Below are 12607 nucleotides of genomic sequence, written 5' to 3' on the forward strand. Positions count from 1 at the left end.
GGTGAGGCCGTGACGTTCGACGTCACCCAGGGACAGAAGGGACCGCAGGCGGAGAACATCATCCGCAACTGACGGTCCGCGACCCGGCCACCCCGGTCGCGGACCGTCAGTTGCGGATGATGTTCTCCGCCTGCGGTCCCTTCTGTCCCTGGGTGACGTCGAACGTCACGGCCTCACCCTCGACCAGTTCGCGGTAGCCGTTGCCGGCGATGTTCGAGTAGTGCGCGAACACATCGGGGCCACCTCCGTCCTGTGCGATGAAGCCGAAGCCCTTTTCCGAGTTGAACCACTTCACGACGCCTGTCGCCACCGCGTCCATCCTTCACGTGCCAGCCGCCGAGCCACGCCGACTGCGTGACCCGGAGTCGCCTCCTGACGGAGACGGCCACGGAGCCCTGTTTACCCGACGCGGCGCGTTTTTACGCCGGGTCCTCGCATCTGTACGTCCCCTGCCGCAACGGACCGCCCCGCGGCGGGCATCCCGGGCCCCCACCCGGCGGACGGACCGCGCTAGGGCGCAGGCGCGAAAGCGCCGTGTTTCCCCGCACCGCTCCGCACCGACTTCCGCACATTCGTGGAGCAATGCCCGAAGTCGGCCGGAGGAGTCCGGCGGACTTTTTCACGGCAACGGGTCGACACGCGTAGATGCCACGGTGGATTCAATCTGCGGGGCAGATCGGCCTACCGGTTCGCCACGCTGGTCGTTCCCCACCTGAACGGGACGAACCGGGTCGAGGAGATCTGCGCGGGCCTGGGCGAGCGGCAGCAGGGCATGGTGGGTGAGCTGGTGGGCGCCCGGTACGCCAGGGGCTTCGCCCGCGAGGTCCTCCCGGGCAGCGACGGCCTCGACGAACTGGCTCCCGAGGTGGCGGAGCGCTTCGCGGCGCAGGTCGACTACATCGACCACTACGCCGGGGAGGCCGGGAACCGGTTCCGGCGCTTCCGCGACACCCGCGTCGCCGTGCTGGGCGACGACCCGGTGGCCCGGTGGTGCGCGCTGAGCCTGGTCCGCAACGGCTGCGCCGCGCTCGCGCTCCCGGCGCCGAGGCGCTGCGCGAGGCGGCGGAGCTGGAGGGCGCGGGCTGCCCCGTGGAGGTCGTCCGGTGGGACGTGACGGGCGACGACGGCTGGGACGACCTCGCCGGCTACGACGTGGTCCTGACCACCGGGGCCCCCGGGACCGCCCTGCGGCTGCTCGAGGCCGGGGTACCCGAGGGCGTGCGCCTGCTGCCCGCCTGGGCCTTCGGCGACCAGGCGGTCGTGGGCCCGGTCATGACGGCCGGAACGCAGGGTTGCTGGTCCTGTGCCGCGCTGCGCCTGGGCGCCAACGGCGAGCCCGGCGCGGCCGCCGACCTGTGGAGCGCGGTGCGCCTGGACGACCCCGAGCAGGCGGAGCAGGGGCGGATCTCCGGTCCGCCCGCGGCGATGCTCGGCAACCTGCTGCTCCGCAACGGCCCGGGCCCGGTGGTCATGCTGCGCGCCGAACTGGACGCGCTGCCGGTCCTGGAGGCCACCGGTCTGCCGTACGCCAGCGAGGCCGTCGCCCTCGACGGCGAGGGCCGCCCGGTGCCCGTCATGCACGCGTGCGGCCACGACCTGCACCTGGCGTGCCTCGGCGGTACGGCGGCGCTGCTCGCCGGCGCCACCGATCACTGGTCGGGCACGCTGGTGACGGTCGGCCAGCCCGCGGAGGAGACCCTCGACGGGGCCCGCGCCATGCTGGAGGACGGCTTGTACACCCGCTTCCCGGTCCCCGACGTCGTCCTGGCCCAGCACACCGCGCCGCTGCCGGCCGGGATGGTCGCCCACGCGCACGGACCGGTGCTGGCGGGCAGCCGGCTGCTCGAGGTCGTCGTGCACGGCTCGGGCGGCCACGCGGCCAGCCCGCACCTGGCGGTGGACCCCGTGGTCGCCGCGGCCGCGATCGTGCTGAGGCTGCAGACCGTGGTGTCGCGGGAGACCAGTCCGGCCGAGCAGGTGGTGCTGACGGTGGGCTCGCTCCACGCCGGCACCCGGGGCAACGTGGTGCCCGCCTCGGCCACGCTGGAGGTCTCGGTGCGCGCGTTCGGCGACGAGGCGCTGGAGCGTGTGACGGCGGCCGTGCACCGCATCGTCGCCGCCGAGTGCGCGGCCTCCGGCTGCCCGCGCGAACCCTCCGTCCGGGTCCTCGCGCAGTCGCAGCCCACGCTTGCCGACCCCGGCACCGCGGCCGCCGTGCGGGGCGCTCACGAGCGGACCCTCGGCGCCGCCCGCGTCGCCGTCTGGCCCGCGTCCACGGCCACCGAGGACTTCCCGCTGTACGGCCCGGCCGGCGCCGGTCTGCACGGCGCGACCGGGGTGCGCACCGCCTACTGGATGCTCGGGTGCGTCGGCCCGGAGCAGTGGGCGCGGACCCCGGGTACGGGCGCCGCGGCCAAGATGGCGGCCCTGCCGCCGAACCACTCCCCCGGGTTCCGTCCCGATCCCCGGCTCGCCGTCCCCGCGGGCGTGACCGCGCTGACGGCGGCCGCACTGGCGCAGCTGGCGTAGCCGGCACGGTGAGGACGCGGTGAGGACGCGGTGAGAACGCGGTGAGAACGCGGTGACGGCGCCGTGACGGCGCAACCAGCCGCCACCTGCGCGGAATTCGCCGCTCCAGCCCCCGGAGCCGTACCGGCGCGGCCGTGACCGATCGGGTGCTCTCCGCAACGATCTCGTCAAAGGATCTTGACTTGCGCGCCCGCGGGGCCCTGAATAGGACGGCGCCCGCCCGTCTCCGGGGAGGCACAGCCGTCGATCCGGGGAATGAGGAGGGTGCGGTGTCGATGAGGGGTGGAGGTAGGGCTTGAAGACGCAGAGGAAGGTACGCAGAACGGGAGTGCTCGACGTCGGGTGCCACAGCGCCCTGCTCACGATCGTGGAACGACGGGCCGGCTCGCCGCTGGAACCGGTACTGGCACGCAAGGTGCGGCTGCGGCTGCACGAGACGCTCGACGCGGCGGGACGGCTCGACAGGTCGGGGGTGCGCAGCGTCCAGCACGCGGTGGCGCGGACCCTGGCGGCCGACGGCGGGCATTCGCTGCCCTCGGTGTACGCCTTCGCCACCTCCGTCATCCGGGACGCGCCGAACCGCGACGAGGTCATCGCGCAGGTCGCACGGACCACGGGCATGCGGCTGCGGGTGCTGTCGGGCGAGGAGGAGGCCCGGCTGGCCTACGTGGCCGCCCGCGAGTGGGCGGGCCGGGACGGTGGGCCGCTGCTGGTGCTGGACATCGGGGGCGGGACGCTGGAGATCGCGGCCGGCACCGGAGAGCAGCCGCACGCGGTCCACTCGCTCCCCCTCGGAGCCCGCGCCGTCAACCGCCGCTGGGACCTGGTGGACGCCGTCACCTCCAAGCGGCGGCTGCACGAGGTCCGCGACCGTCTACGCGCGTCGGTCGGCGAACTGGGCGACGCGCTGCCGCGGGCGCCGCGGGACGGACGGGTGCTGGCCTCCTCCAAGACGTTCACCCAGCTGGCGCGGCTCGCGGCCGCCCGCGGCACCTCCGACGAGGGCCCGGACCGGCTGACGCTGAAGCAGGTGCGGCAGATCGTGCCCGTCCTGGCCGCGAAGGGCCCGGCGGGGCGCGCCAAGCTCCCGGGCATCTCACGGCACCGCGCGGGCCAGTCGCTGGCGGGGGCGCTGGTGGCCGAGACCCTGATGGAGATGTGCGGGGTGGACAGCGTGGAGATCTGCCCCTGGTCCACGCGCGAGGGACTGCTCCTGGAGCGCCTGGAGTCAGTGGCCCCGGCCGTTCACCGCCGCGCCGGCTGAACCGTCGGCGGGCACGGCCGCGCCGTCACCCGCCGCGCCCCAGTCCAGGCGCAGCACCGCCAGGTCGTCCGTGTGGCGTTCCCCGTCCAGGTCACGGACCTGCCCGATCAGCGCGTCGAGGTGCGCGTCGGGCGCCGTCACGGAGGTGCGGGCCAGCAGGCGCAGCAGCCCCTCCGCGCCGAGCCGCTCACCGCCGGGGCCGGCATGGCCTTCGATGAGGCCGTCGGTGTAGAGCGTCAGGGTCCCCCGCTCCGGCAGGTCCAAGGCCGTGGCGGGCCACTGGTCAAGACCCGGTGCGATGCCGAGGGCGACGCCGTGGGCCGCCTGGACCGGTCGCGTGACGCCGCCGGTGGTCAGCAGGGGCTCGTGATGCCCGGCCAGGTGCACCGTGGCCCTGGACGCGGCGAAGTCCAGGGTGAGCAGGGTGCACGTGGTGAACAGGTCGGGGTGCGAACGTTCCGCGACCAGCATGCGCTCCAGCAGGCGCAGGAGTTCCGGGCCGCGGTGGCCGCCCAGGGTCAGCGCGCGCCAGGCGATGCGCAGGCAGACGCCGAGTGCCGCGGCGTCGGGGCCGTGGCCGCTGACGTCGCCGATCACGGCGTGGACGCGCCCGTCGTCGGTCTGCACCACGTCGAGGAAGTCGCCGCCCAGCAGGGCGCTCTCCCGCCCGGGGAGGTAGCGGCTGGTGGCGGTGACGGCGGGGGTGGCCAGCAGGGGCTGCGGCAGCAGGCCCCGTTCGAGGCGGGCGTTCTCCTGTGCGCGCAGCCTTCCGGCCTGCAGGTCGGCGCCGGCCCGTTCGGCCTGCTTGCGCTGGACGGCGTAGCGCACGGCGCGCTGCAGGAGTTCCGGTTCGACCTTGCCCTTGACGAGGTAGTCCTGGGCGCCGGTGGCCAGGGCCTCGGAACCGGCCTGCCCCTCGGCCAGGCCCGTCAGCACGATGACGGCGGTGTTCGGGTCGGCGCGCTGGATCTCGGCGACGGCACCGGGGCCCGCTGCGTCGGGCAGGTGCAGGTCGAGCAGGACGCAGTCGGCGGCCCGCGCGGACAGCTCGAAGCAGGCGTCCGCCAGGGTCTTGTGCCAGACGAGCGTGTACCGCAGCGAGGTGTCGGCGAGCATCTCGGTCACCAGCAGGGCGTCGCCGGCGTCGTCCTCGACGAGCAGGATCCGGTGGTGCGCGACAGGGTTGAGCGGCGTGGGGGGTGTCGTCACGGTCGGGGCTCCCCCGTGCCTCCGGCGTCGTCCGCGGCGGCGGACGCGGTTCCGGACGCGGTTCCGGACGCGGTTCCGGACTCCTGCCCGGGGTCGGGCCGCTGTGCGGGGAGGGTGAAGGCGATGCGGGTACCGGGGCCGTACTCCGGGTCGATGCCGATGGTGCCGCCGTGGAACTCGACGATCTTCTTGCACATGGCCAGCCCGATCCCGTTGCCGGGATAGGCGTCCTTGGTGTGCAGCCGCTGGAAGATCACGAAGACCTTCTCGGCGAACTCGGGGTCGATGCCGATGCCGTTGTCGGTGACGGAGAACCGCCACAGGTCGCCGTCGCGCCGGGCCGCGACGTGGATCCGCGGTGCCCGGTCGGGGTGGCGGAACTTCACCGCGTTGGAGATCAGGTTCTGCCAGAGCATGCCCAGTTGCGTGGTGTCGCCGACGACGGTGGGCAGCAAGTCGCGGGTGATCTCGGCGCCGGACTCCTCCAGGGCGACGCTCAGCGCCTCCTCCGTCGCGCCGGCGATCCGCTCGAGGTCCACGGTGCCCTGCTGGTTGTGGACCCGGCCCACCCGGGAGAACGCCAGCAGGTCGTTGATGAGGGTCTGCATGCGGTTCGCGCCGTCGACGGCGAACGCGATGTACTGGTCGGCCCGCTCGTCCAGCTGGTCCCCGTAGCGGCGCTGCAGGAGCTGGGTGAAGCTCGACACCTTCCGCAGCGGCTCCTGCAGGTCGTGCGAGGCGACGTAGGCGAACTGCTCCAGCTCGGCGTTGGAGCGCTTGAGGTCGGCGGACTGCTCGTCGAGGAGCTGCCGGGCCCGCTCGGCGAAGGAGAGCTCCTCCGCGAGCCGGCGCCGCATGCCCTCCACGTCCCCGCCGAGCCGGCGCAGGTCGGCCGGGCCGTTCACGGTGATGGGGTGGTCGAAGCGGCCCCGCGTCACGTGCCGGACCTCGGTGCCCAGCAGCTCCAGGGGCCTGGTGATGCCGCGGCGCAGGCCCTCGAAGACGAGCACGGCCAGCAGCACGATGACGGCGGCGATGGAGGTGAACACCACGTTGCGCAGCCGCACGGCGGCGTCGAGCTGGGTGCCGGCGGTGATGCGGGCCTGCCGCAGGTGCTCCTGCTGGGAGCCGAGGGCGTCGCGGACCCGGTCGAAGGCGGCCCTGCCCTCGTCTGCCCGCTCGGTGGCGAGCGGCACGGGCTCCCCCGGCGTGGCCGAGGCGGAGGCGACGGGCCGTGCGATCAGCCCCTGCCAGGCGGTGGCCGCGTCCACGACGGCGTCGAGGTCGGCGCGGGCCCGCGCGTCGCCCTGGACGAGGGGACGCAGCCGGTCGAGGGCGGTCCGCTCGTCCGCCAGCCCCTGGGTGTACGGGTCGAGGAACTCCCGCTGCCCGCTGAGCCCGTAACCGCGGACACCGGTCTCCTGGTTCACCAGCGCCGCTTCCAGCCGGACCGAGTTGACCAGGGCCGGGGAGCGCACGTCGACCAGCTGGTCGGTCAGGGCCGAGCTGCGGTCCAGCGCCCAGATGCCGAGCGCGCCGAGCGCGGCGAGCACCGCGAGGGCGAGGCTCACCCCCACCCGGAGCCACCGCCGGGTGGTCCACGCCGACAGCCGTCCCGGGCCCGAGGCGTCATCGGGCACGCGCGCCGCCTCCGGCCTGCCGGCCGCCTGCACGATCGTCTCGCCCGTTGCCACGCTGTGCGCCCTCCGCTTCGCTCGCCGCCGCCGGATGCCCGAGGACGGAACCACTGTATCGGCCACCGACAACACTTGTTGTCGTGCGATTGTGCAGGTCCTAAGGTGGGGGCCATGCCTGGCACCCACTTCGCTCCGCGCCTGCCGGAGGACGAGCTCGCCGCCCTGGCGATCGGCGCGGTCGACGACCTCGCCCGGAGCCTTGCCCGTCGTGCCCTGCGCCCGCTCGCCGTCCCCGGGGCCACCGACGACGGTACCGAAGCCCGCGGGGACGCCCTGGCGTACCTGTACATGCTCAGCCTCCTCCAGCAGGCGGTCGAGCACCTGGAGAACCAGGCGGCCGAGCAGGCGGCCGCCGCAGGTGCCGGATACCCCCAGATCGGCCGCGCCTGCAACATCAGCCGCCAGGGCGCCCGCCGCCGCTGGCCCGGCCTGGTGACCAGCGACACCCCCCACCGTCCCCCGCGGCGCACCGACCGGACCCGGAGCCAATGATGATGATCGCCCCCGCCCGCCCCCACGATGTGCTGCTGGTCGAGGACGACCCCGCGGACGCCATGCTGATCGGGGACGCCCTCGCCGAGCGCGGTGCCCGCAACCTGACCCAGGTCGAGGACGGCCTCGCGGCGCTGGAGTACCTGCGCGACCCGGCCAACCGGCTCCCCGACCTGATCGTCCTCGACCTCAACATGCCGCGGATGAACGGCCACGAGCTGCTCACGATCCTCAAGAACGACGAGAAACTGCGCGCGGTCCCGGTGGTCGTCCTCACCACCTCCGCGGCGCCCGACGACGTGACCGGCGCCTACCGGCAGCACGCCAACGCGTACGTCACCAAGCCGGTCAACCTGGACGACTTCGAGCGCGCCGTGCACAGCATCGACGCCTTCTACCTGGACACCGTCACCAAGCTCCCCCGCCAGTGAACGCGACCGGAAGCGGATGAGCGTCAGTCGCGGAAAACGGGGTAGACGGACGGCTGGCCGCGCCTGAGCGCGGCCGGCCGGGAAGCAGTACGAAAGGCACCACCATGGAACCGAGGCTGGACGGCCACCCCGCCCACCTGGCCGACTGGCCGTGCATCCACGCCGGATTCGCGCACGAGGGCGACTCGGAGGCGATCTCCGCGGCGCGGCGCTTCACCGGCGGGTTCCTCGCCCGCGTCCAGGGCGAGCACGGCGTCCCGGTACCGGTGGAGACGGTCGAGACCGCACAGCTCGTCGTCAGCGAGCTGATCACCAACACCTGCAAGTACGCTCCGGGCCCCGGTCTGCTCGACCTCGAGGTGGACGTCGACACTGCGACGCTGCTGGTGTCCGTGTGGGACACCAGCAGCACCCTGCCTCTGGCCCGCGCCGCCGAGCCGGGACGGATCGGCCAGCACGGCCTGGAGATCATCCTGGCCCTGTGCGAGGGCTACGACGTGCAGCGGCAGCCGGTGGGCAAGCGCATCACGGTCCGCATCTCCCTGGAGCCCCGGACCCGCTGAGCCGCGGCACGCCCCGCCGTCACGGCGATCGGGTGAACCGCCGGCCCCGTCGGGTTCACCGGCGGGCGCGCATGGAAGGTGCCTCACGCGCCGGTCCGCCGTCTCCGGCGCCCCGCCCGGCCACCGGACCAGGACCGTCCAGGAGCAACGCCATGACCAGGATCGCCATCATCCTCGGCAGCACACGCCCCAGGCGCCTCGGCGAGGCCGTCGCCCGGTGGGTGTACGAGACGGCCACGCTGCGCGGCGACGCCGAGTACGAACTGGTGGACGTCGCCGACTACGACCTCCCGCTGCTCGACGAACCGCTGCCGCCGTCACTGGGCCAGTACAGCCGGCCGCACACCTTCACGTGGGCGGAGAAGATCGGCTCCTTCGACGGCTACGTCTTCGTGACGGCCGAGTACAACCACTCGATCCCGGGGGCGCTCAAGAACGCCATCGACTACCTCTTCGCCGAGTGGAACAACAAGGCGGCCGGGTTCGTCGCGTACGGCAGCGTCGGCGGCAGCCGCGCGGTGGAGCACCTGCGGCTGGTGATGGCCGAGCTGCGGGTGGCCACCGTGCGTGCCCAGGTGGCGCTCTCCCTCTTCCGCGACTTCGCCGACATGAGCCGCTTCGAGCCCGGCCCGCGCCGCGCGGGCGAGCTCGGCGTCGTCCTCGACGAGGTCCTGGCCTGGACCAAGGCGCTGGAGCCGCTGCGCCAGGTGCCGTCCTGACCTCGGTCCCGCCCCGCCCCTCCCGTAGCGCACGGCCCCTCGTAGGGTCCTGTCATGGACGGACGACAGGGGGGCGGTACGCCGACGTGCGAACGCTGCGGTGGGACGGTGGCCCCGGACGGCTACTGCTGGGACTGCGGTGTCGCCCAGGCGGCGTTCCGGTCGCGGGTGGAGGTATCCGCGGGCGGCGCGGCGGGCGTCAGCGACCGGGGGAAGCGACGTGAGGTGAACGCCGACGCGATGGCCGTGACCACGGCCGGCGCATGGACGATCGGGGTGGTGTGCGACGGGGTGTCCATGTCACCCCGGTCCGAGCGGGCGGCCCTGCTCGCGGCCGAGGTCGCCTCGGATGCGCTGGCCTCGGCGTTGCGGGCGGGGACCGTACCGGAGGTCGCGCTCGAGGACGCCACCGGGCGCGCGGGACGCGCGGTCGCGGCACTCGCCGTGGCACCGGACGAGGCACCGGCCTGCACCTTCGTCGCGGGCGTCGCCGGTCCGGACGGCCTGTGGTGTGCGTGGATCGGTGACAGCCGTGCGTACTGGCTGCCGGACGAGGGCCTGGCCATCGCGCTGACCGAGGACGACACCGGCGAACTCGACGTCCTGACCGGCTGGCTGGGCGCCGGGAACGGCGAGCCCGTACCGCGGGTGCGCAGCAGCCGGCCGGCGGTGCCCGGCCGTCTCCTGCTGTGCACCGACGGGCTGTGGCGGTACCTCCCCGGCGCGGAGGCGCTGCGGGCCCGGCTGGCTCCCGCACCCGGCTCCCCCGGCGGCGGGCTTCTGGACGGCGCGCGCTCGTTGGTCGGGTACGCGCTCGACGCCGGCGGGCACGACAACGTGACGGCGCTGCTCCTCCCCGTTCCCGCCGAGGTCCCGCCACGGGCGGGGGCGACGGGAGGGGTGTAAGCAAGAGATATGCGTTTTGCACCACGCGCAGGCACGTACTGGTCAGCCGAGCGGACCCCTGCCCTGATCGCGGTCCCGGTGCTGCTGATCGTGGCGATCGTCATCAGCGACCTGGTGATCCCCACGGAGGGGCACCTGGGACCGCTCCTGGTGGTGGCACCGGCACTGACCGCGTCGTTCGGCGGGCTCCGGCTCACCGCCCTCATCGGGGCCCTGGCGGTGGCGTCGCTCACCGTGGTGTCGGTGGCCGACGGCACCATCACCACGTCGTACCGGCAGAGCGAGATCATCGCGCTCGTCCTCGTCTCGGCCCTCACCGTGCTCTTCTGCCGGCTGCGCGAACGGCACCAGGCCGAGCTGCAACAGGTGCGCTCGGTGGCGGAGGCCGCGCAGCAGGTCGTCCTGCAGCCCCTGCCGGAGCGCATCGGCCCGCTGCGGATCGCCTTCGACTACCAGGCCGCCGAGGACCAGGCCCGGATCGGCGGCGACCTGTACGCGGCGGTGCGCACGCCCGGCGGCACCCGGCTGCTCATCGGGGACGTCCGCGGCAAGGGCCTGCCGGCGATCGGCGACGCCTCACTGCTGCTCGGGGCGTTCCGCAGCGTCGCCTACCGGGCCCCGCCGCTGCCCGCGATGTACGCGCACCTGGAGGCGACGGTGTCCTGGAAGGCGGCGCAGGGCTGCGCCGACGGCCTGGAGGAGGACACGGCGGTCGAGTCGTTCATCACCGCGATCCTCGTCGACTTCCCCGACGACCGTCCGGAAGTCCGCATCCTCAACTGCGGCCACCCGTCCCCGTACCGGCTGGCCGCCGACGGCCTCGCGCCCCTCGACCCGACGCAGCCCGCGCCGCCCATCGGCCTGGGGCTGCTGCAGCCCTCGCACCCGGGCGTGGACACCTTCCCCTTCGCACCCGGCGACATGCTGCTGCTGTACACCGACGGGGTCACCGAGGCCCGTGACGCCTCCGGCCGTTTCTACCCCCTCGCCGAGCGCATCGCGTCGTGGCCGGGTCAACAGACCCCGGAGGACCTGGTGCGGCACGTACGCGAGGACCTCCTCCTGTACTGCGGGGGCCGACTCGGCGACGACGCGGCGTTGATCACCGTACGGAGGGAGCCGCTGGGTCTCGGCCTGTCGTACGAGCCACGGGCGGTCGACCGGCCCTCGGCCCTGTCGGGCGGCCCGGAACCCGGTCCCGCCACGAAGGTGCCGCCCTTCGGCCCCGAGCGGGAATGACCCGCCCTCGCGCCCCGTCACCCCCGGCCGTGTCCCGCTGTCGGAGCGCTGATCTACGCTGGGGCCGCCCGCGCGACCGGCGGCCCCGACGCACCCTGCCCAGAGGCCCGCCCGACCGGAAGGACGGTCCATGAACGAGCAGCGCCCGATCGACTGGGACGAGGCCACGTGGCTCAACACCCCGCAGGAGGCCACGGCGGACGTTTCCGGGATGCTCGTCACCACCCGTGACCGCAGCGACTTCTGGCGCACCACCGGTTACGGCTTCGTGCGCGACGACGGGCACGCCCTGCTCACCGCCTTCCCGGGGGACACGTCGATGGAGGTGACCTTCCGCGCGGACTTCGACACGCTGTACGACCAGGCGGGGCTCATGATCCGCGTCGACGCCGAGAACTGGGTCAAGGCCGGGATCGAGATGTCCGACGGCGTGCCGCACCTCGGCGCGGTGGTCACCCGCGGGGTGTCCGACTGGTCGCTCGCGCCGGTGCCCGACTGGGCCGGGCACGCGGTGACCGTGCGCGCCAGCCGTTCCGGTGACGCCCTCACGATCCGTGCCCGCCGCGACGACGGTCCCTGGCGGCTGGTCCGGCTGGCGCCGCTGTCCCCGGACGCCGCCGCCACCGCGGGGCCCTTCTGCTGCTCGCCCGAACGCGCGGGGCTGCGCGTGGCCTTCACGGGCTTCACCCGGGGCGCGGCCGACTCGGCGCTGCACGAGGAGCCGCAGCAGGCGGGCGCCGAGGCCACTGAGGGCCGGTGAGCACACGATGGGGTTCGTGGGCGGGATCTGGCGGGTGCTGAGCGACGGGGAACCCGTCGGGGACATCACGGTCGAGGAGGCCGACTTCCCGTGGTTGTCGGGGCGGTTCGAGCCCGCAGCGGCGTTCGACCGGGTCCGGCCGCTGTTCGCGCGCGAGCTCGCCCTGATGGAGACGGCGATGACCGCGCCGGCCGAGGAGGACGAGCCCTGGGCCGCGTGGGAGGCGGCCTACGACGAGGTCCGGCGTGCGGTGTCGCTGCGCTCGCCCTCGGGGCCCGTGGCCGAGTTCCTGCTCCACATTGAGGACGACCGGGCCTGGTTCCGGTGGAGTGACGAGCCCTTCGACGACGACTCGCCGAGCGACTGACGTCCCCGCCCTCGGCACCCCCTCCCCCTGAGCCTGGTAGTGGCACTACCAGGCTCGCTCCTTGACGTCACGACCTGACAGTCGCAGCGTGGGGAGCGTGGACAAATAGTGGCAAAGGCAACATTTCGAACATCACCTACTTGACTGCGGGACCTCACAACCCGCAGATCGGTGGGGCGCCGCTCTTACCGTCCGGCGCAGCGGCCTTTGAACCTCGTCCACGCCCAGGAACCGACCGGGCTAGGAGAGTTCTCATGCGTATTTCCAAGTGGCCCCTCGCCGCAATGGCAGGCCTCGCGCTCGCCCTTGGGGGTGCGGCCTCAGCGGCCGTCGCGGCACCGACGAGCTCACCAGCCTCAGCAGTCAGCTACGCCGAACACGGCGGTGGCGGTGGCGGTGGCGGTGGCCACGGCGGCGGCGGCGGCCACGGC

Annotated in this window: 14 protein-coding genes and 1 pseudogene; 12 read left to right on the forward strand and 3 right to left on the reverse strand. The window is 73.8% G+C overall.

What is annotated here, in order from left to right; genetic code table 11:
- Nucleotides 1-72, forward strand: a pseudogene (locus PV341_RS38595) (cold shock domain protein CspD); the annotation flags it as partial.
- A 34-nt stretch (nucleotides 73-106) separates the two neighbouring features.
- Here PV341_RS38595 and PV341_RS38600 read toward each other — a convergent pair.
- Entirely contained in the window at nucleotides 107-310 is a 204-nt protein-coding gene (locus PV341_RS38600; RefSeq protein WP_018557881.1) for a cold-shock protein, read from the reverse strand.
- 462 nt (nucleotides 311-772) lie between these two features.
- Between PV341_RS38600 and PV341_RS38605 the strand changes: the two genes are divergently transcribed.
- The 3 genes from PV341_RS38605 to PV341_RS38615 all read left to right on the forward strand — a co-directional run bounded on the left by PV341_RS38605 (nucleotide 773) and on the right by PV341_RS38615 (nucleotide 3793).
- The gene (locus PV341_RS38605) at nucleotides 773-1114 is read left to right on the forward strand and encodes a hypothetical protein (RefSeq protein ID WP_500332377.1); all 342 of its coding nucleotides are present in this window, start codon (nucleotides 773-775) and stop codon (nucleotides 1112-1114) included.
- Entirely contained in the window at nucleotides 1090-2529 is a 1440-nt protein-coding gene (locus PV341_RS38610) for an amidohydrolase (protein ID WP_500360251.1), read from the forward strand. Before PV341_RS38605 ends, PV341_RS38610 begins: the two co-directional genes overlap by 25 nt.
- A 295-nt stretch (nucleotides 2530-2824) precedes the next feature.
- Entirely contained in the window at nucleotides 2825-3793 is a 969-nt protein-coding gene (locus tag PV341_RS38615; protein ID WP_500332376.1) for a Ppx/GppA phosphatase family protein, read from the forward strand.
- Here PV341_RS38615 and PV341_RS38620 read toward each other — a convergent pair.
- Together PV341_RS38620 and PV341_RS38625 are read right to left on the reverse strand one after the other, a co-directional pair.
- Nucleotides 3758-5002 (reverse strand): PP2C family protein-serine/threonine phosphatase, encoded by a 1245-nt coding sequence (locus tag PV341_RS38620; RefSeq protein WP_500332375.1) that lies wholly within the window; start codon nucleotides 5000-5002, stop codon nucleotides 3758-3760. The genes PV341_RS38615 and PV341_RS38620 overlap by 36 nt on opposite strands.
- Entirely contained in the window at nucleotides 4999-6696 is a 1698-nt protein-coding gene (locus PV341_RS38625) for a sensor histidine kinase (RefSeq protein ID WP_500332374.1), read from the reverse strand. Before PV341_RS38625 ends, PV341_RS38620 begins: the two co-directional genes overlap by 4 nt.
- Nucleotides 6697-6810: 114 nt before the next feature.
- Between PV341_RS38625 and PV341_RS38630 the strand changes: the two genes are divergently transcribed.
- The 8 genes from PV341_RS38630 to PV341_RS38665 all read left to right on the forward strand — a co-directional run bounded on the left by PV341_RS38630 (nucleotide 6811) and on the right by PV341_RS38665 (nucleotide 12176).
- Nucleotides 6811-7191 (forward strand): hypothetical protein, encoded by a 381-nt coding sequence (locus PV341_RS38630; protein WP_500332373.1) that lies wholly within the window; start codon nucleotides 6811-6813, stop codon nucleotides 7189-7191.
- A complete protein-coding gene (locus tag PV341_RS38635; RefSeq protein ID WP_500332378.1) occupies nucleotides 7191-7622 on the forward strand; it encodes a response regulator in 432 nt (143 codons plus the stop codon). The genes PV341_RS38630 and PV341_RS38635 overlap by 1 nt, the downstream gene beginning before the upstream one ends.
- Nucleotides 7623-7726: 104 nt before the next feature.
- A complete protein-coding gene (locus PV341_RS38640) occupies nucleotides 7727-8185 on the forward strand; it encodes an ATP-binding protein (RefSeq protein WP_499509268.1) in 459 nt (152 codons plus the stop codon).
- Between the two features lie 152 nt (nucleotides 8186-8337).
- Nucleotides 8338-8904, forward strand: a complete 567-nt coding sequence (locus PV341_RS38645) for an NADPH-dependent FMN reductase (RefSeq protein WP_500332372.1) — start codon at nucleotides 8338-8340, stop codon at nucleotides 8902-8904.
- Between the two features lie 54 nt (nucleotides 8905-8958).
- A complete protein-coding gene (locus tag PV341_RS38650) occupies nucleotides 8959-9810 on the forward strand; it encodes a PP2C family protein-serine/threonine phosphatase (protein WP_500332371.1) in 852 nt (283 codons plus the stop codon).
- Between the two features lie 9 nt (nucleotides 9811-9819).
- Nucleotides 9820-11049, forward strand: a complete 1230-nt coding sequence (locus tag PV341_RS38655) for a PP2C family protein-serine/threonine phosphatase (RefSeq protein ID WP_500332370.1) — start codon at nucleotides 9820-9822, stop codon at nucleotides 11047-11049.
- A gap of 130 nt (nucleotides 11050-11179) precedes the next feature.
- Nucleotides 11180-11809, forward strand: coding sequence for a DUF1349 domain-containing protein (locus PV341_RS38660; protein ID WP_500332369.1), 630 nt, complete (start codon nucleotides 11180-11182; stop codon nucleotides 11807-11809).
- A 7-nt stretch (nucleotides 11810-11816) separates the two neighbouring features.
- A complete protein-coding gene (locus PV341_RS38665; RefSeq protein ID WP_500360252.1) occupies nucleotides 11817-12176 on the forward strand; it encodes a hypothetical protein in 360 nt (119 codons plus the stop codon).
- Nucleotides 12177-12607 lie beyond the last annotated feature (431 nt).

This window comes from Streptomyces sp. PA03-1a (assembly GCF_033792805.1).
Lineage (GTDB): Bacteria > Actinomycetota > Actinomycetes > Streptomycetales > Streptomycetaceae > Actinacidiphila.